9 protein-coding genes are annotated in these 19,783 nt (G+C 57.5%); 7 read left to right on the top strand and 2 right to left on the bottom strand.

Annotated elements, in window-relative coordinates:
- Nucleotides 1–207: 207 nt before the first annotated feature.
- On the bottom strand, nt 208–1,323 hold the full coding sequence (gene ald / locus G006_RS0101765) for an alanine dehydrogenase (protein ID WP_020481439.1): 1,116 nt from the start codon (nt 1,321–1,323) through the stop codon (nt 208–210).
- Nucleotides 1,324–1,586: 263 nt separating this feature from the next.
- On the opposite strand from ald, the gene G006_RS0101760 reads away from it, so the two are divergent.
- The 7 genes from G006_RS0101760 to G006_RS0101725 all read left to right on the top strand — a co-directional run bounded on the left by G006_RS0101760 (nt 1,587) and on the right by G006_RS0101725 (nt 19,294).
- Nucleotides 1,587–3,248: an ATP-binding protein gene (locus G006_RS0101760; protein ID WP_020481438.1), complete on the top strand. Its 1,662-nt coding sequence runs from the start codon at nt 1,587–1,589 to the stop codon at nt 3,246–3,248.
- Nucleotides 3,249–3,452: 204 nt separating this feature from the next.
- Nucleotides 3,453–4,313 (top strand): sulfotransferase family protein, encoded by an 861-nt coding sequence (locus tag G006_RS0101755; protein WP_026146777.1) that lies wholly within the window; start codon nt 3,453–3,455, stop codon nt 4,311–4,313.
- A 37-nt stretch (nt 4,314–4,350) separates the two neighbouring features.
- Nucleotides 4,351–13,452, top strand: coding sequence for an autotransporter-associated beta strand repeat-containing protein (locus tag G006_RS28170; RefSeq protein ID WP_152428780.1), 9,102 nt, complete (start codon nt 4,351–4,353; stop codon nt 13,450–13,452).
- Entirely contained in the window at nt 13,449–15,065 is a 1,617-nt protein-coding gene (locus G006_RS0101740; RefSeq protein WP_020481435.1) for a TolC family protein, read from the top strand. Before G006_RS28170 ends, G006_RS0101740 begins: the two co-directional genes overlap by 4 nt.
- Nucleotides 15,062–15,832: an efflux RND transporter periplasmic adaptor subunit gene (locus G006_RS0101735; RefSeq protein ID WP_020481434.1), complete on the top strand. Its 771-nt coding sequence runs from the start codon at nt 15,062–15,064 to the stop codon at nt 15,830–15,832. Before G006_RS0101740 ends, G006_RS0101735 begins: the two co-directional genes overlap by 4 nt.
- A 7-nt stretch (nt 15,833–15,839) precedes the next feature.
- On the top strand, nt 15,840–17,177 hold the full coding sequence (locus G006_RS0101730; protein WP_235048867.1) for an efflux RND transporter periplasmic adaptor subunit: 1,338 nt from the start codon (nt 15,840–15,842) through the stop codon (nt 17,175–17,177).
- A complete protein-coding gene (locus G006_RS0101725; protein ID WP_020481432.1) occupies nt 17,162–19,294 on the top strand; it encodes an efflux RND transporter periplasmic adaptor subunit in 2,133 nt (710 codons plus the stop codon). The genes G006_RS0101730 and G006_RS0101725 overlap by 16 nt, the downstream gene beginning before the upstream one ends.
- Before the next feature lie 44 nt (nt 19,295–19,338).
- On the opposite strand, the gene G006_RS0101720 is transcribed toward G006_RS0101725, so the two are convergent.
- Nucleotides 19,339–19,545, bottom strand: coding sequence for a hypothetical protein (locus tag G006_RS0101720; RefSeq protein ID WP_020481431.1), 207 nt, complete (start codon nt 19,543–19,545; stop codon nt 19,339–19,341).
- Nucleotides 19,546–19,783: the final 238 nt, after the last annotated feature.

Raw genomic sequence — 19,783 nt, 5'->3', positions numbered from 1 at the left:
GGGATTTAAGCAAATACTGTCATGCCCGCCTAGCCGCGGGCATTCAGTCAAACGTCGGCCCCATTCATACTGCCTCGATCTCGGCAATCCCTGCCGGAATCATGATCACCTTTTAGAATCTGACAAAGTGGAGTCCAGCAGAAACGCGGAAGCCCTGGCTTTACCGGGGGTGTTTACTAGGTATTCCGGCCGGACTGGGTGCTTGGTTCAGCTCAGGAACTGATCCGGCGGCAAATAATTAAAGCCAAACGCGTCGGCAATCCCTTGGCAAGTAACATTACCGGCCACGATGTTTAGCCCTTTTAGCAACGCGGAATTCTCGCGTAGCGCCTGTTGCCAGCCCTTGTTGGCGAGTTGCAGGGCATAGGGCAGGGTGGCGTTGGTTAAGGCCAGTGTCGAGGTGCGCGGTACCGCGCCGGGCATATTGGCGACTGCATAATGCACGACGTTGTCGATTATATAAATCGGATCGGCGTGGGTAGTGGGATGGGTGGTTTCCACGCAACCACCTTGGTCCACCGCGACATCGACGATGACTGCGCCGGCTTGCATCAATTTTAAATCTTCAGCGCGAATCAATTTGGGCGCGGCCGCACCGGTGACCAATACGCCGCCGATGACCAGGTCTGCTGTGCGAATTTGTTCCAGGATGGCATGACGGCTTGAAAACAATAGCTGCACATTGGCCGGCAAAATGTCGCTAAGTTGGCGCAGACGCTCCAGCGACAAATCCATTACCGTGACTTGCGCGCCCAAACCGGCGGCCATTTTTGCCGCCTGCGTGCCGACAACCCCGCCGCCTAGAATCAGAACCTTGGCCGGTAATACCCCCGGTACGCCGCCGAGTAACATGCCGCGGCCGCCATAGAGCTTTTCCAGATAATGCGCGCCTTCCTGCACCGCCAGCCGGCCGGCCACTTCCGACATCGGCGTCAGCAAGGGTAATTCGCCGGACGGCAATTGCACTGTTTCATAAGCAATACAAGTGGCGCCGGAAGCCAGATGCGCCTCGGTCAACGGGCGGTTGGCGGCAAAGTGAAAATAGGTAAATAGCGTTTGTCCGGGACGAATCCGCGACCATTCCGGTTCTATCGGCTCCTTGACCTTGATGATCATCTCCGCGGAGGCCCATACCGGTTCCGGACCGTCCACCAACTGCGCGCCGGCGGCCTGGTATAGCGCGTCTTCGAAGCCGGCACCAACGCCGGCGCCACTCTCCATAGTGACACTATGGCCGGCGCTCACCAACGCAGCAACGCCGGACGGTACCACCGATACCCGGTTTTCGTTAGGTTTGATTTCCTTGGGTATGCTGATTTTCATATTCACCTCTTGTGCAATATTAAATGATGCCGGTTTGATGACAGCAATAATCAGACCGTAAGGCTTTGTCAGTCAAAAGTGCCAAATGTTCAACGACTTACTATTACCGGCGTGGAGCCATGTTGTCGCGTTTGTAGGGATTTGTTTGCCATTTTGGCGCAAAACCGCTGCTCTGTCCCTGGCGGATGATTAGTCTGCTGTCGCCGGGACGGACCTTAAAAATCGTCTAAGCTTAGCCCAGCGGCTTTACCAGAGAGAACATCATGACGCAGCAAACGCAAAATATCCTGATCGGCCATTTAACCGAAGTCAGAGGCGACGGTATGGATGCCCGTATTACCGAAGAACATTCGACAGCGGCGCCTATCATCAAGCTCGGCGATGAAGAAATACTGGCCGGCCATATCGGTTCCTATGTGGTGATCCGCCAGTCGCATATCGGTGTGCTGGCGCTGGTGTTCAAGATGTGGGAACGCGATCGGTTTGACGCTGCCGGCAATCGCGCTACCGACCGCTTTATTGCCTTGATCCCGGTTGGCGAGTTGAACGAAAACAATGTGTTCATTCGTGGCGTGCGCCACTATCCGACACCCGGCGCGGCGGTATATGCCGTGGGACTGAGCGAGATCAACGCAATTTTTTCCAAATTTCGCGATTACGAATTCTTCATTGGCCAGTTAGCCAGTCACAAGGATTATCACTTGAGCCTGGACCCGCGCGCGCTGTTTGGCCGGCATTTTGCGATTATCGGCCAGTCCGGTTCCGGTAAATCCTGGACGGTGACCAGCTTGATTCAGCACACGATGCGGGCGATGCCGAAAACCCATATGATCATGCTGGATCTACACGGCGAATATTGCTGGAAGCGCCCGGACGGCAGTATCGAATCGGCGTTTCCCGAAGAGCAGGTCAACTACGTGGATGCGATGGATTTGGAGATGCCGTACTGGATGATGTCTTACGCCGAGTTGGTGGACTTATTCATCGATAGAGACGACAGAGGCGCTTCGATGCAGATGTCTTTCATGCGCGAAGTGCTGCAACAACTCAAACGCAAGGAAGCCAAAGCCATTGGTTTGGGCGTGGTGTCGATAGACACGCCGATTTATTTTTCGCTGGCGGAAATGTATATGCAATTCAAGGCCGCCAACGAGGAGCGCAAGGATTTCGGTAAAACCAAGGGTGCGTTATTCGGCCAGTTCGACGAATTTCTGGTGACGATGCAAAGCCGTTTCAACGACGTGCGTTACGACTTTTTATTAAAACCCAAAAAGCGTAACAACTCCGCCAGCATGGCGGATTTGCTCAGGCAATTCGTCGGTCTGGGGCAAAAAAAAGCCAACATCACCGTCGTCGATCTCAGCTCCGTACCTACCGACGTGCGGCCGGCGGTGTCCGCGCAAGTCGGCCGACTTGCGTATGAATTCAATTACTGGAATCCGCGCCGCCGCGAGTTTCCGATCACGTTGATCTGCGAGGAAGCCCATGCCTATATCCCGCGCGAAAAGGGCGGGCAATTCGACGGCACCAAGAAAATGATGGAACGGATAGCCAAGGAAGGTCGTAAATATGGCGTGTCCATCGGCGTGGTCAGTCAGCGACCCACCGAATTGTCGGAAACCATGCTGGCGCAATGCAGTTCGTTTATTTGCCTACGCACCACCAACCCCGACGACCAGCAATACATTCGTGGCTTGGTACCGGAGGCGGAAGGCGACTTGGCCGATATTCTCAGCTCGCTTGGCCGGGGTGAAGCGTTAGTGCTTGGCGAGGCCGCGCCATTACCGACCAGAGTACAAATCTACCGGCCCAATCCGGAACCGAAGAGTAACGATGTCGATTACTACACCAGCTGGCGCGAAGGCCCGGATGATCTGGATGTGGAAGGCATTGTCGAAAACTGGCGCACGCAGAATCGGCATTGACTAAAACCTGGTCGAAGCGTACCTAAATGTTTTTCACAGAGCATGTCGGATAAGCATGATCGCTAGATCGTATTGGTCTGAAATTTTATTGCTTCAGTTTGACAGCATTCAATATGCTGTCTAAGGTGAGACCTAAATTTCTTAAGCTTTGGAATTCGGTGTGCCAATAGTTCAAAAAACTAATCTTGATATGCCATATAGCGAATGAGCCATCGGTACCATTTTATATCCGGTTTACCCCGTTCCGGCTCTACCTTGCTAGCGGCTATATTACGGCAAAACCCAAACCTCTATGCTGGCATGAGCAGTCCTGTAGGTGCTTTGTTTTCAGGTTTGTTGAACCAGGTCAGCGCTGGTAGCGAATGGGGGCCGGTGGTTACTGTCGAACAGCGTCGCCGCTTATTAACCGGCTTGTTTGAAAATTATTATGCCGATCAATCCGACAAGACCGTTGTGTTTGATACCAACCGTCTGTGGTGCGCTAAATTACCCGCGATTTTGGATTTGTTTCCCGACGCCAAGATCATCGCTTGTGTGCGCAACGTAGCTTGGATTATGGATAGCATCGAGCGTTTATATCGCGGCAATCCTTACGAAAATACCTTGTTGTTTAATGACGATGTGGAACGCAACACGGTTTATAGTCGAGTAGAGACTTTGGCTCAGCGCAATCGGCTGGTGGGTTTTTCGTGGTCAGCGCTGAAAGAGGCTTTTTACGGCGAACAGGCGGCGGCGTTACTGGTGGTCGATTACGAACTGCTCGCCCAGGCGCCGGACAAAGTATTGCCCTTGATTTATCGTTTTTTGGGCGAGACGCCTTTCGAACATAACTATACCCAGGTCGAGTACGACGCCCCTGAGTTTGATAATAATTTGGGTCTGTCCGGCTTGCATCGCATCCGTCCAAAAGTGGCGCTGGAGCGTCGCGCAACTGTTTTACCGCCGGATTTGTTCGAACAGTACGCCAATATGTGTTTTTGGCAAGATGGTCGCGATAGTCGCGCTAACGTTATTTCTGCGAAACCGGCGCAGACGGACAGCAGTATCAAAGTGCTAGGTAAATAAAATTTATAGCCCAGTCGATTTAATAGGGAAAGCCGCCATGAGAGTCTTCAAGTACAGTAGTAACAAACCATCGGCGAGCAATTCTGCACCCGTTGCCCTGTTCCCGTCTCCGAAGGTTCTACGTGCCTTCGCCTTAGAACCGCGCATCTTATTCGATGGGGCTGCGCTCGCTACTGCGGATGCATCTGTACCTGACTCCCATTCGGGCGATGCGCTACAAACTGCGACGAACGCTACACCGACGCATGACACTCAAACTCTGCTTGATGCAGCTGCAGCATACACACCGCCCGAATCGGCTACGGCAGTGCCGGAATTGTCGCCTGCCCGTGACACGATAATTTTTGTAGATGCCAGAGTGCGGGATTCTCAGTCGTTGTTGCGCGGAGTAGATTCCCATGCTGAGGTGGTCTACCTGCAGGCTGGTAAAGACGGATTGCAGCAAATGGCCGACTACTTGGCAAACCGTACTCATATCGATTCGGTGGTTATCCTCGCCGAGGGTAATCAGGCCAATATTTGGTTAGGGAATACTTGGCTGACTAACGATAGGCTACAGCAACATGCCACGCAATTGGCACAGATCGGTGAGGCTTTGACTGCCGAGGGCGACATTCAGATATATTCTTGCAATCTTGCGGAAAGTAGTGACGGCGGCCAATTCGTGCAAAGTTTCGCCGAACTTACCGGCGCCGACGTGGCGGCATCCAATAACCGCACCGGTATTGGCGGTGATTGGAACCTGGAAATTACCACCGGTGCTATTGAGGCCGTTAATCCCTTCAGCCAAGCGGCTATGGACAATTACGGATATGGTCTTGCTACCTTAACTGTGACCAGCGGCGCTGATAGTGGTGCCGGAAGTTTGCGCGCCGACATTGCCGCCGCCATATCGGGCGACACCATCGCTTTTGATACTACCTCTATGGGTGGATCGACCGTTACGCTTTCCTCGGGTGTGTTGACCATCAACAAGAACCTGACTATAGACGGGGGAAGTGGGATTACGATCACCGCGAATTACACCAGTGCCGTATTCAGGATTACCTCGGGTACCGTAGTTCTGAATAATTTAACCATCGACAAAGGACTGTTGGCTGGCGCTGGTGGTGCTGGTCGTTATAGCCCTGGTGCAGGCAATCCCGGCGGCGATGCGCTTGGTGCCGGACTTTACATCGCCAACGGCGCCACGGTAACTGCCGACAGCCTCACCTTGAGCAACAACGTTGCCACCGGTGGTGGCGGTGGTGGCGTTGGTAATTCCTATGCTGGTGCTGGCGGCGGCGGCGGCGGCGGGGGCAGTGGTTTTGCTGGCGTCGGAGGAGGGAATGGCGGTAGCGGCACTAATGGTGCCGGGGGAACTGGCAGCGCCGGTGCGGGCGGTGCGGGCGGTGCAGGTGGTGCCAACACAATAAGCGGCGGCGGCACTGGCGGCGCGGGTGGCACCAATAGCGGTGGCGGTCTCGGCGGTACCACGAACGGAGGGTCGGCAGGCTTTGGTGGCGGTGCCAGCGGTTTCGGCGGTGGCGGTGGCGGCGCTGGTGGAAATCAAGGCGGTGCCGGGGGTAAAGCTGTTGGCGCTATTTACAACGCGGGCACACTGACAATCACCAATTCCAGCTTTTCTAACAATAAGGCAGGTGGAGGGGGCGCAGGCGGTTATGGAGGTGCAAACCCCAAGGGCGGTGATGCTGCCGCTGCCATTTTTAATGCCGGCTACATAGGTGTCCGGAATGTAACTTTTTCCACCAATACCAGCGTAGCCGGTAAATTCGGCACTGCGGCTGATTCGAATGGGGTTTTTGGCGGTTATTACGGTTTTGTAGCAGTCGCCAACGGTACCCATACCTCGACGCCAGCGACTTACAGCATAGGCTCGCCATTGGCACCGCTGGATAATGGTATCACTGTGGGCGCTTACAATTATTGGGATGGTGGTAATCTCACAGTCAAGATAACCGCCAACAACGATTCTACTCATGATTCGGTTGGGCTGGTAAGCGGGGGAACCATTTGGGTAAGTGGCACCGACGTCCGTTACGGCGCTAGTTACGCCGCCGGCACCTCGTTTGCCACTATCACGCCCTATGATTCCACCAATGGGATAATTTTCTCATTTAATAGTAGCGCTACCGATACCATGGTGCAGGCATTGGCGGATGCGATTGGCTTTACCGCTACCAGCGGAGCGAGCACTGCACAGAGAACGGTGCAATATGCATTTTTAACTACTCACAACGCATCCTATGGGGGCAGTACTTCGGTAGATGAGTTAGTGACTGTCAGCGGCGGCAACGCCGCACCCGTTGTCACCGCCGGTGCGACGCTGGCCTACACCGAAAACGGTTCTGCGGCGACCGTCGACTCCACGATCACGGTGAGCGACGCCGACGATGCCAATATCAGCGGTGCTACTGTGACCCTTTCGTCCGGTTTCACCAGCGGCGACTCACTGGGTTTTAGTAACCAGAACGGTATCACCGGAAGCTACAACAGTGGTACCGGCGTGCTGACGCTGTCCGGCACCGCCACCAAGGCACAGTACCAGACAGCCCTGCGTTCGGTCACTTATTCCAACGGTTCGGAAACGCCAACCTCGTCCTCTGCGAGCCGTACGGTCACCTGGGCCGTGACCGACGCTAACGCCAGTCCGGCGACCAGCAGCGGTGCGACGTCCACCGTCAACGTCACCGCCGTCAACGATGCACCTGTGCTGACCGCCGGCGCCACATTACCTTACACCGAAGGCGGATCGGCCACGGCCATCGATACCACGATTACCTTGAGCGACGCCGACGACACCAGTATCGCAGGGGCCACCGTGACGCTGTCGGCGGGCTTTACCAGTGGCGACACGCTGGGTTTTTCCACGCAAAACGGCATAACCGGCAGTTACAACAGCGGCACCGGCGTGCTGACCCTGTCCGGTACCGCCACCAAGGCCCAATACCAAACAGCACTGCGCTCGGTCACCTATGTCAGCAGTTCGGCCACGCCGACTTCGTCCAGCGCCAGTCGCACCGTGACCTGGGCGGTTACCGACGCCAATGCGGCCAGTGTAGGCGCCCAGACCAGCGCCGGCGTGACTTCGACGATCAACGTCACGGCGAGCAACGCCAAGCCGGTGCTAAGCGCAGGCGCGACCCAAGCCTATACCGAGGCAGGGTCGGCGGCGGCCATCGATGCCACGATCACGGTCAGCGACGCCGACGATGCGAATATGACCGGTGCGACGGTGACACTTTCCTCGGGTTTCACCAGCGGCGACACGCTGGGTTTCAGCGATCAGAACGGCATCAGCGGCAGCTACAACAGCGGCACCGGCGTATTGACTCTGTCCGGCACAGCCACCAAGGCCCAGTACCAAACAGCCTTGCGTTCGGTGACTTATTCCAGTAGTTCCGCCACGCCGGCCTTGTCTTCGGCTAGCCGTACCGTGACCTGGGCGGCGACCGACGCGAACGCCGAAAGCTTGGGTGCGCAAACCAGTGACGCGGTGACCTCCACCATCAATGTCACGGCGACCAACACCAAACCGGTGCTTACTGCCGGCGCGGCACTAGCCTACACCGAAAACGGCTCTGCCGCGGCGATCGACTCGACTATGACGGTCAGCGACACCGACGACGCGAATATGGTCGGTGCTACCGCCACCATTTCCTCCGGCTTCACTACCGGCGACGTGCTAGGCTTCACCAATCAGAACGGTATTACAGGCAGTTACAACAGCGGCACCGGCGTACTGACCTTGACCGGCACGGCGACCAAATCCCAATACGAAACCGCACTGCGCTCGGTGACCTATTCCAGCTCGTCCGATAACCCAACCGGCACCTCGGCCAGTCGCACGATTACTTGGGCAATCACCGATGCCAATGCCGAAAGCTTGGGTGCACAGACTAGCACCGGCGTTACATCGAGCGTAAACCTTACCGCCGTCAACGACGCTCCGACCGCTATCGCATTGAGCGCCACCACCGCATCCACCTACGACAGCGGCAGCAATATAGCGATCGGTTCCCTGAGCCGCACCGATGTCGACGGCGGCGGTCCGACTTACTCGGTCGTATCGGTCGACGCCAACACCTCCGGGGCTACTTACGACCTGTTCAATATCAGCGGCACCACGTTTCAAGCGGCTAGTCCATCCACGACCACTCCAGGGAACTACACGGTGGTGATCCGGGTGAACGACGGTGATAACAACTACGGCCAGAGTTTCACCATTGCCGTTACCAACGCGCTGGTCGTGGATACCACTACCGATGATGCGGACGGCGGCAGCACTTACGCTGCGGAAAAGGCGGACGGTACCGGCCTCAGCCTGCGCGAGGCCGTCGGTATCGCCAACCGGGCGGGCGGCGCCACGATCAGTTTCGCCTCTGGCTTGGGGACCGTAACGCTGGGATCCAGCGTTACAATCGGCGAGAACATTGCGCTGGACGCCGATGTGGTCAACAGCATCACCGTCGGAGGTGACATCTCTATCGCCAGCGGCAAGACGCTGACCGTCACCAACGGATCGGGCGACACGCTGACCCTATCGGGAAATATCACTGGCGCCGGCAATTTGGTGAAGAGCGGGGCGGGCACGCAAGTCCTGAGCGGCAGCAACAGCTATTCCGGCAATACTACGGTGGCGGCCGGCACCCTGAGCATCGACGGCGATGCCAACCTGGGCTCGGACAGTGCCACCGTCAGCTTGAGCGGCGGTAATCTGACCATCACTTCCGCCGGCACCATAGACGACAACCTCGCGATGTCGGCGGGCGCCACCATCACCAATGCCAACGCCGTCAATCTGTCGGGGAACATTGCCGGCAACAACGCCCTGACCAAGGCCGGGGCCGGTGAGCTGACGCTGTCGGGGACGAACGTTCTTGCCTCATCCACCGTCATCGGCGGAACCCTGACCGTCGCCGACTCGACTAACTTGGGGGCTGGGGCTGTGACGCTGAACGGCGGCAGCCTGACCGTCACCGGCAGCGGGGTCACCGTTAGCAATGCCGTCGCGCTGACCGGCGACGGCACGATTAGCAATGCCAATGCGGTTGCTTTGTCGGGGATCGTCAGCGGCACCGGCGCTTTGACGAAAGCGGGCGCGGGAACGTTGACCCTGTCGGGCGACAACACATACAGCGGCGCGACGGCTGTCAACGACGGCACGCTGGTGGCGGCGCATAACAATGCGCTGGGAACCACTGCCGGTTCGACGACGGTGGCTAGCGGCGCCGCGTTGGGCTTACAGGGCGGCGTCACGGTGGCCGAAGCAGTGTCGGCGGCGGGGACTGGCATATCCAGCGCGGGGGCGATTTACAACGTCAGCGGCACCAACATCCTGTCCGGCAACGTGACGCTGACCGGCGCTACAATTCTGGGCGTTACGTCCGACCAATTGACCATCGGCGGCAATATCGGCGGCGGTTTCAATATCACTAAGGCCGGTGCCGGTGCCCTGGTGCTGTCGGGAAGTAACTCTTACAACAATACCTCGGTTTCCGCAGGCACGTTGAGTCTGGCGACCGACGCCAACCTCGGCTCCGGCGCGGTGACCTTGGCCGGCGGCACGACGCTAATCGTCACCGGCGCGACTACCATCGACAACGCCCTGACATTGTCGGGTAACGCCACACTAGACAATAGCACCGCCGTTACATTGTCGGGCGCCATCAGTGGAGCGGGGACGACTTTAACCAAGAGCGGGGCCGGCACCTTGACCCTGTCCAGCACGTCGAACTCCGCCGCGACCACCACGGCACTGACGGTGACCGGCGGCACGCTGTCGGTAGGGACAGCCACGACGATGGTCGGCGGCACGCTGACGTTGAACGGCGGTAGCCTGACGATCACCAGCGCCGGCAACACCTTCAGCAACGCCATCGCGCTGTCGGCCGACGCCACCATTAGCAACGCCAGCGCCGCCACTTTGTCGGGGCAGCTCAGCGGATCGGCAGCGCTGACCAAGGCCGGGGCCGGCACGCTGACTTTGAGCAATACCGGCAACTCCAGCGCCGCCTCCACCTTGACGGTGACGGCGGGCACAGTGTCGGTGGCTTCGGACAGCCGGCTGCTTGGCGGAGCCGTCACCCTGAACGGCGGCACGCTCAACCTCGCCAACGCGGGCACAATCGACAATGCCATCTTGCTGGGAAGCGGCAACGGCACTATCAACGTCACCAATGGCGCTGCGACGCTGTCGGGCATCATCAGCGGAACGGGGGCGCTGACCAAGACCGGCGGCCCTGCGCTGACGCTGTCGGGAAACAACAGCCATTCCGGCGGCACCACCATTCGCGGCGCCAACGGGGTGAGCATCACCGGCAGTTCCACCGGCGCCATGAATCTGGGAACCGGCGCCGTGACGGTGGAGGGCGGCAGCACCCTGGCCATCACCGGCACCGGCACGACGGTGTCCAACAACATCACCCTTCTGGACGACAGTGATCCCGGCACGTCGGCGACCATCACCAACGCCAACGCCGTCACCCTGTCGGGGATTCTCAGCGGCGCGGAGGCGCTGAACAAGGCCGGCTCCGGGACGTTGACGCTGACCGCGACCAATACCCACACCGGCGCGGTCACCGTGTCCGCCGGCGGATTGACGTTGGAAGGCGGTAGCAGCATCGGCGATAGCAGCGCGGTGACCGTGGACAGCGGCGCTACCCTGACTTTGAACGGCGGGAACGAAACCATAGGCTCGTTGGCCGGCGCCGGCAACGTTGTTTTGAGTTACAGGTTGACGGCGGGCGGCGACAACACCAGCACCGTTTTTTCCGGCGCGATCTCCTCCACCAATACCAGCGGTCTGAGCAAAACCGGTTCCGGCACGTTGACGCTGACCGGGAACAACAGCTACACCGGCGCTACCACGGTTTCGGCGGGTACGCTGATTGCTGATCGGGTGGGCGGCGCTTTGGCCGACACGACGGCGGTGTCGGTGGCATCGGGTGCAACTTTCACCGCCTGGACGGACGAAACGATAGGCTCCATTGCCGGTGCCGGCGATGTGTCTTTGAATTCGGGGACGCTGACCGTCGGAGGGAATGGGACCTCGACCGAAGTCTCCGGCGTGGTTTCCGGTGACGGCGATCTCAACAAATCCGGCAGCGGTACCTTTGTCTTAAGCGGGAATAACACTTACACGGGCGCCACCACGGTGAGCGCGGGTAAGTTGGAGGTGAGGAATGCAGCCGCTTTGGGTTCCGCCGGCGGGGGAACGACGGTGTCCTCCGGGGCGTCCCTGTCGTTTCAGGGCGATATTACCGTGGCCGAAACGTTGACGCTGAGCGGTACCGGTATCGCCAGCGCCGGCGCGTTGCTCAATGTCGGCGGCACCAACCTACTGAGCGGCGGCGTAACGCTGGGTGCCGACAGCGCCATCGGCACTACCGCCGGATCGTTAACGTTAAGCGGTGCAGTGTCGGGAGGCTTCGCGCTGACCAAGCTTGGCAGCGGCACGCTGACACTGAGCGCTACCTCCAGTTACACCGGGCTTACCTCAGTGTCGGCGGGTACGCTGTTGGTCACCGGCTCGCTGGGCGCCACCAGCGGCCTCTCGGTATCGTCGGGGGCAACGCTGGGCGGCACGGGCAGTGTCTTCGCGGCCAGCTCGACCAACAATCTGACCATTAACGACGGCGCGACGCTGGCGCCGGGCGTGGCCGGCGCCAATAACGGCATCGGCAGGCTGACGGTCAATGGTAATCTGCGGGTGAGCGGCGGCATGGAAGCCGAAGTGGCAGGCGCCGGCGGGGTGGGCGGAACCGATTTCGACCAGGTGGCGGTTAATGGTATCGTCAGTCTGAACGGCGGTTCCCTATCCGTTACGCGGGTTGGCGGTTATACAACGATCAGCGGTACTACCTATCGGCTGATCGACAACGATAGCACCGACGCCGTCACTGGCGCGACCGGTATTTTCGGCAACGTGGCCGAAGGTGCCGAGCTGACCAGCAATGGCGACCTTTACACGGTGAGCTATGCCAGCGGTACCGGCAATGATGTGGTGCTGACCGCAGTGGTTCCGATTGTGATCGATGTTAACGACGCGCCGACGGGGGATGTGACGATAAGCGGTGTTGCTATCGTGGGCGAAACACTCACTGTCAGCAATACGCTTGCGGATGCAGATGGTCTGGGTAGCATCGTCTACACCTGGAAAGACGGTAACGGCAACATCCTGGGGATCGGTCCCAGCCTGGTTCTGGCCCCGGAGTATGTCGATAAAACCATTGTCGTTACCGCCAGTTATACCGACGGTCTGGGTAAGGTCGAAATTGTCATTTCAACGGCCACCCTCGCAGTGACGAGTGTCAATGTCACCAATGCCACGCAAACCGTGGAGTTCAATTCCAGCTCATCAGGCGGCTTCAGCAGTGGTTCGTTTACGACTGGCAGTCAGATCCCGAGCAACTTGATACAGCCGATCAACACTGGGACCGGCTTTGGCGCGGGCGGCGCGCCGACCGTCCCAGGCGGCGGATCGGTAGGTTCCGGTGCGTTGAGCGCGGGCGGCGGATTAGGGGGTGGCTTGGGCGGCAGTAGCGGTGCTGGCGGCAGCTTCGGTTTCGGACCTTCGGTTTTCTCGAGCAGTTTCGGCGACTCGGGTATGTCTTCCACCGGCACGCAAACCACCTCGCTGCAAATGGAGGCTCAGCTCGATACCGGTAGCAATAACAGTTTCACCATGCCGGCCGAGGCATTGTTGGGTTTGGATACCAGCACAGGCGTTACTTTTCAGGCGGCTCAAGCCGACGGTGCAAGTCTGCCTTCCTGGGTGCGTTTCGATTCCGCGACCGGCGGATTGAGCCTGAAGGAAGGCAGCGGCGAGAGAACGGTGGTTAAAATTACCGCGACCGACGGCAGGGGTAATCAGACCGTGATTACCGTGGTGTTGAAACCTCAACAGCCGGGGCAGCGCCATAACGGCGAAGGCAGACCGAGCGGGCAGGAAGGTCATGGTAGTCAGGGCATACCCAATCAGGGCCGGCCGGCCGGCGGAGAGCCGCGCGCTCAATTGGGCAAAATGCCGCTTAGCGCGCAGCTGCAAGGCTTCGGTGCGCAACGCACGCAGCAGGATGCCGACGCCTTGCTGGAAAATCTGGCGCGTGTGTTCGCCGAACCGCGGGATGCCGCATGAATTCATTGAAACAGGAACTGGTTATGGCTAAATATCTTTCAATACTCGTCTATCGGTCTGTCCCTAGCCTATTGGCGGTGGCTATCGGTGCAGTATTACTGAACGGTTGCTCGTTGGCGCCGGCACCGTTGACCCAGCAAGAGCGGCAAAGCCAGATCGGCAGCGATCAGGTCAAGCTGTTTCAACAGCAGGAGCCTGTGACCGGGCCGTTGAGCTTGTATCAGGCCATGTCGCGCGCCCTGAAATATAACCTCGATCACCGAGTCAAGATGATGGAGCGGGCGGTGGCGGAAGGCCAGGCAACCCTGGCGCGCTTCGATCTGTTGCCGGATGTGGTGGCCTCGGCCGGGTATCGAAGTCGGGATAATTTCAATGCCTCCAACAGCCGTTCGATTTCCACCGGTCGGCAATCGCTGGAAACCTCGACGTCCCAGGATCGTAGCCGTTTCATGGGCGATTTGAGTCTGCGCTGGAACATTCTGGATTTCGGGGTCAGCTATTTCCGCGCGCAGCAGGAAGGCAACAAGGCTTTGGTGACCGCCGAAAGCCGTCGTAAAGTCAGTCATAATTTAATGAAAGACGTGCGTAGTGCTTATTGGCGGGCGTTGAGCGCGCAGCGGATGACCACCAGGATTCAGCCAGTGTTGGCCGAGGCGCAACACGCCTTGGCACTGGCCGAACAGGCCGAGGCGGAAAAACTACGTTCACCGCTGGACGCGCTGCGTTATCGCAAAAGTCTGCTGGAAATTGTTCGCCGCCTGGAAGGACTGCTGGAACAGCAACAAATGGCCAAATCCGAATTGGCGGGTTTGATCAATTTGCCGCCCAATCAGGACTTTAAATTGGCGGACGATAGCGTTAATCCCTGGCCGCAGGTGGTTAAACCGCAATTGGGTATAGACAAAATGGGCGATTTGGCGCTACAGCTGAGGCCGGAACTACGGCAGGAAATGTATCAGACCCGCATCGGCTCAGCCGAAGTCAAAAAAGCCATGCTGCGTTTATTGCCCGGTGTGGAAGTGCAGCTGGGCGGCAATTACGATTCCAACTCTTATCTGTTAAACCAAAGTTGGGGTGAGATCGGTACGCAGATTTCCAAAAACCTGTTCGAATTGCTCTCCGCTCCGCAAGCGATCGCCACCGCCGAAACCCAGGAGTCCTTGGCGCATTCGCGGCGCTTGGCCGCGCACATGGCGATTCTGACTCAGGTTCATCTGGCGCAGCAACAGCTGGCCTTGGCGGACAAACAATACCAACGTAGCTCCGAACTGGACGACGTTAACCAAAAAATTCATCACCATGTACTGAATAGCGAGTTGACCGAAGCGATGAGTTCTGTGGAGCGGATTCGGGTGTCGGTCGATTCGGTATTGTCGGAATTGCAGCGCCGCCAGGCCTATGCCGAGTCTCAAGATGCCTTGGGCAAACTATATGTGTCCTTGGGTTTTGATCCGTTGCCGGCGACGATGGCAGATGACTCAGTCGATACCCTGGCCAATGCCATTGAAGCCATCGATCAGGAATGGAACCAGGGGCATTACCCGGTGCAAGCCACTGACGATCCGCAGCCGGAAAATACCAGCGAAGCAGCGACAGGGGCAGGCAAATCGTGATTCTGAGAAAATCATTGTATGTATGGACGCTAGCCCTATTGCCCGCCTTGTCTTTGTCCAATGCCTCGGCCGAACCGGCTCCCGCGCAATCTTCGTCTGTCGAAACCGAAATCCGCGCCCAACTAATGCCACGCAACGAAACCACGCTGTCAGCGGAAGTGGCGGCGGTGATTAAAGATTTGACGGTGCGGGAAGGCGAGCGCTTTAAAAAAGGTCAGGTGCTGGTGGGTTTCGATTGCTCAATCCAGCAGGCACAGTTGCAAAAAGCCCAAGCTACGGCAGACGGTGCCGGCAAGACCTATGACGTCAATTCCCGGTTGTCGCAATTGGAGTCGGTCAGTTCGCTGGAAGTGGATGTGGCCAAAGCCAAGTTGGGTGAAGCCAAAGCCGACATCGCGCTGACCAAGGCCGGCCTGGAAAAATGTCGGATTCACGCACCGTTCGATGGTCGGGTCGCGGCGCTAAAGGCGCATGAGCATCAGCATTTGAAAGTGGGTGATCCGATCATGGATGTATTGGACGATAGCCAGCTGGAAATCAAATTAATCGTGCCGTCCTTGTGGCTGCGCTGGTTAAAACCAAAACAGGTATTTAAGGTGCACATCGACGAGTTGGACCGGGACTATTCGGCGGAGGTTGTGACCTTAGGTGCTCGCATCGATCCGGTGAGTCAAACAGTTTCGATCACTGGCCGGGTTACCGGCAAGCATAGCGAGTTGCTGGCGGGCATGAGCGGCCGGGCGCTGTTCCCGGATAAGGCGCATTGATTTGGCTGTGCAACAAGAAGACCCTCAGCAACGCCAGTTGCGGGGGCTGGCGCTGCTATTACAGCTGCAACGCAAGGCGCGTGCCGCCGAAGATTTAGCAGCCTTAGGTTTTGTCATAGTCAACGAGAGTCGCAGTTTGGTGGAATACCGTCAGGCCGCGCTGTGGCTGGATAGACCGATGCAGCCGGTGGCGGCGGTATCCGGTATCGCCCAACTCGACGCGCAGGCTCCTTATATTGTTTGGCTGAACGACGTTTGTCGGCGGCAGTTTCAAACCGGCAATAATTCCACTTATCAATTATTAAATGCCGATGATTTACCGGAGAGCTTGCGGATAGAGTGGCAGCAATGGCTGCCGGTCTGCGGTTTATGGCTGCCGCTGAAAGTTCAGGGGCGGACACTGGGCGGATGGCTGTTGGCGCGCGAGCAAGCGTGGCAGGAGGGTGAAGCGGTGTTGCTGGCCGAACTGAGCGATGCCTATGCCCATGCCTGGCAGGCTTTGCAGCCGCGTAAGCCCTGGTGGCGCGGTCTTTTCACGTTCACCGCTCTTAAAAGCTGGGCGGTTGCGGTAATTTTGCTGCTATTCATTCCGGTGCGACTGTCAGTGCTGGCCCCAGCCGAAGTGATTGCCGCCCAACCGACGGTGATTCGCGCGCCTCTGGAAGGCGTGGTCGACACCTTTCAGATTCAACCCAATCAAGCCGTCGCCGCCGAGCAATTGCTGTTGACGCTGGAGAACACAGATATTGCCAATCGCCTGGAAGTCTCACGCAAAGTATTGGCGGTATCCGAAGCCGAATACCGCAAGACCGCCCAGCAGGCTATGTTCGATGCCGACAGCAAGGCGGAAATGACGGTGCTGAAAGGCCGGATGGAGCAGCATGCAGCCGAAGTAGAGTATCTGGCGGAACAGTTGGCACGCTCGCAAATCAGGGCGCCGCATGCCGGCGTGGCAATATTCAGCGATGTACACGACTGGATTGGCCGGCCGGTGGCCTTGGGCGAACGGATATTGAATCTGGCCGATCCGACGCGAGTGGAACTGGAAATGCGGGTGCCGGTTGCCGATTTTATCGAACTGGCCGATGGTGCCGAAGCGGTGATGTTTTTGAACATTGATCCGCAACACCCACTGGATGCTCAGGTGTATGCGCTCAGCTATCAGGCCGAAGTCGGCACCGATCAGGTGTTGGCGTATCGGGTCAAGGCCCGCTTGGCGGCTGCCGATCAATTGCCGCGCATCGGTTTGAAAGGCACCGCCAAACTTTACGGCCAACGGGTGACGTTGTTTTATTACCTGTTTCGGCGACCGCTGTCCGGGTTGCGGCAATGGCTGGGGTTGTAGAGGCCGCGTCGGCCCTGGCGCCGCTGCGCGAAGAGTTGCATTGCCTACCCGGGCCTCAAGGTTTGGATGGCGCCCCGACCTGGACCTTGCATGATCCGGCCAATAACCGGTTTTTTCGGATCGGCTGGCAAGAGTTCGAAATTTTAGCGCGCTGGGCCTTGGGGCAAACGGAAGCGATTGCCCAAGCCGTGAACCGCGAAACCACTTTGCGTCTCGATGCGAGTCAGGTCGGCGCATTCGCTCAATTTTTATTGCACAACAACCTGCTGCGCCTGAGCGGCGATGCCGGGCTGCAACGGCTGCGGCAACAGGTGGCGATGCGCAAGCAAAGCTGGGCGCAATGGCTGTTGCATAATTATCTGTTTTTTAAAATTCCCTTGCTAAAACCGGATGCCTTACTGGCTTGGCTGTATCCGCGCTTGGCCTGGATCTACAGCGGGCAATTCGCCGTGTTGTTGATGGGTTGCGCGCTGCTGGCCGGGTTTTTACTGTCCCGGCAATGGGAACGCTTCTTGGCGACATTTCCGCACTTTTTCAATTGGTCCGGGTTGGCGCAATATTTTTTGGCTTTAATGCTGGCCAAGACGCTACATGAATTCGGTCATGCCTTGACCGCGCATCGCTATGGTTGCCGAGTACCGACCATGGGTGTCGCGTTCATGGTGATGTATCCAATGCTGTATACCGACGCCAGCGAAACCTGGAAGCTCAGTTCGCGTCGGCAGCGGGTGGCGATTGCCGGGGCTGGGATTGCCGCCGAGTTGGGCTTGGCGGTATTTGCGGCCTTGGCCTGGAGCTTCCTGGCGGACGGTCCGTTACGTAGCGGGGTGTTTTTATTGGCAACCTCAACCTGGATCATGACGCTGGCCATCAATCTCAGTCCGTTCATGCGCTTCGATGGTTATTATTTGTTGGCCGACTGGTTGGGAATCGAAAATCTGCAACCACGGGCATTTGCCTACAACCGCTGGCATTTACGGCGTTTGCTATTTGGATTGGATCAGACGCTGCCGGAATCGTTACCTAAACACTGGCACTGGTTTTTTATCGGCTATGCCTGGTGCACTTGGTTGTATCGTTTCTTTTTGTTTCTGGGTATCGCACTACTGGTCTATCACTTTTTCTTTAAGTTGTTGGGGCTGTTGATGATGGCGGTGGAAGTGGGGTGGTTTATTCTGCGTCCGATCTGGTCTGAGCTGGCGGCCTGGAAAAACCTGGGAGCCGATGTTTGGACTAGTCCGCGGAGTCGAACCTCTCTGTTGGTACTAATCCTGGGCATCGCGGTTTTGATTGTGCCGTGGCAAGGCCATGTCAATGCGCCGGCACTGATTAAGGCGGAGCGTTACGCCGAAATCTATTTGCCAACCGCGGCGCGCCTGGATGCCTGGCAGGTCAAAACCGGACAAGCGGTGAAAAGCGGCGAGTTGTTGGCGCAACTAAGTTCGCGCGAACTGGATTTTCAAGCCCGCAATTCCTCGCTGGAAGGGCAGTTGGTCGAATGGCAACTGGCATATCAGGGATTGGAGCAAAACTTGAATCAGCGCCGGCAGGTGTTGCTGAAGGAACTGGAATCGGCCGGCGCAAAGCAAGCCGGTTTTCGGCATCAGCAAACCCAGTTAACGATACAAGCACCGTTTGACGGCTTGGCGTTGGATTTAAACAACCAGGCCCAAGCGGGGCAGTGGTTGAAGGAAGGCGAGGCCTTATTGATTGTAGCCGATCCGCGCAGCCAATTGATCGAAGCCTATGTGGCCGAAGAGGATTTACAGGCGGCGGGGCAGGCCGATGGTGCGGTGTTTTATCCCGATCAACCGGGGATGTCACCGATAACCTGCCGAGTGGAGCGTATCGATCAAGGCGGGGCGGCTCGGATCCCGGCGCTGTTGGCTTCGATGCACGGCGGCGATATTGCTGCCCGGTCCGATGCGCAGCAACAAGCTGTGCCGGAAAGCGCCGTTTACCGCATCATCTTAAGGCCGGAGGCTGAGAGTCAGAACCTCGCTCATTTTCCGGGGGAAAGGCGTGGTAGTGTCAGACTGGATACTCCCGCCACTAGTCTGTTGCATCGTCTTGTCCGGCAAGTGGCGACGGTGCTGGTACGCGAATCCGGGTTTTAAGCAAATGCCTAAGCTTGATTCCAAGAAAGCCAGCGTTTATAGGTTCAAACTAAATCGCAGGTATCGAAAAACAGTTCCAACCTATCCAATTCGCTGTTGGCCATTTCCAACGCCGCATCGAAGGTTTGAAAATCGTCTGCATTCGACGCGATGTCCAGCATTAGATCGCACAGGGTTCCGGTTTTAAGCAGTGAATCGTGCTTTTTGCCGAGGTTTTCCAGTTGGTCTTCCGTTATCAGATAAAATTTCATTTCTATGTCCTTGTTAGTCCGAAGTGAATATTCACGGCCATTTGCGAAGTCTTGCCGATACAAATTAATTTTTTAGGCAACTTTCTTTGTATGATTTTGCGATGCAAATAACAAATGCCGAGCGTTGCGCATATCTTCGCCTTGATGGTAGTCAGTTCGGTATTGTTCTAGCGTACAGGTCTCAGCGATTTTTTTGGCAAAAGCACGGGTGTGAAGTGATTGCTCAAGCCGGGTTCCG

The sequence above is a fragment of the Methylomonas sp. MK1 genome (assembly GCF_000365425.1).
Taxonomy (GTDB): domain Bacteria; phylum Pseudomonadota; class Gammaproteobacteria; order Methylococcales; family Methylomonadaceae; genus Methylomonas.
This window is presented reverse-complemented; position numbering and strand designations above follow the sequence as displayed.

Excerpts from the sequence above, each read along its gene's own strand:
- ald (WP_020481439.1), bottom strand. The coding sequence starts at position 1,323 with ATGAAAATCAGCATACCCAAGGAAATCAAACCTAACGAAAACCGGGTA.
- G006_RS0101760 (WP_020481438.1), top strand. The coding sequence starts at position 1,587 with ATGACGCAGCAAACGCAAAATATCCTGATCGGCCATTTAACCGAAGTC.
- G006_RS0101755 (WP_026146777.1), top strand. The coding sequence starts at position 3,453 with ATGAGCCATCGGTACCATTTTATATCCGGTTTACCCCGTTCCGGCTCT.
- G006_RS28170 (WP_152428780.1), top strand. The coding sequence starts at position 4,351 with ATGAGAGTCTTCAAGTACAGTAGTAACAAACCATCGGCGAGCAATTCT.
- G006_RS0101740 (WP_020481435.1), top strand. The coding sequence starts at position 13,449 with ATGAATTCATTGAAACAGGAACTGGTTATGGCTAAATATCTTTCAATA.
- G006_RS0101725 (WP_020481432.1), top strand. The coding sequence starts at position 17,162 with ATGGCTGGGGTTGTAGAGGCCGCGTCGGCCCTGGCGCCGCTGCGCGAA.
- G006_RS0101720 (WP_020481431.1), bottom strand. The coding sequence starts at position 19,545 with ATGAAATTTTATCTGATAACGGAAGACCAACTGGAAAACCTCGGCAAA.